Here is a 251-nt window from a genome sequence, read left to right as displayed (position 1 = left end):
TGGCAGTAGCATAAATAAAGGAATAGGTTCTAATGAGACAAAGGGTACTGTTTTTCGATCTCGCTCGATGCGTGGCTGCTATTGCCGTGATCGCGATACACGTGTTGGCTCCATATCGACATCAGTACGGCGTGATTCCATTCGATGAGTGGTTTACCGCAATCAGCATAAACAGTATCAGTCGCTGGGCCGTTCCCGTCTTTATTCTCATCTCTGGCGCGTTGATGCTGAGCGATCGTAGACCTTTTGAT

The 251-nt window shown here is 47.8% G+C and carries 1 protein-coding gene; it reads left to right on the top strand.

What is annotated here, in order from left to right; translation table 11 throughout:
• Positions 1-32: 32 nt before the first annotated feature.
• Positions 33-251, top strand: a 219-nt coding sequence (locus AB4585_RS28565) for an acyltransferase family protein (protein ID WP_372172151.1), incomplete at its 3' end; no start/stop codon positions are given.

It is taken from the genome of Vibrio sp. 10N.222.49.C9, from assembly GCF_041474985.1.
GTDB classification, from domain to species: domain Bacteria; phylum Pseudomonadota; class Gammaproteobacteria; order Enterobacterales; family Vibrionaceae; genus Vibrio; species Vibrio crassostreae_C.
This window is presented reverse-complemented; position numbering and strand designations above follow the sequence as displayed.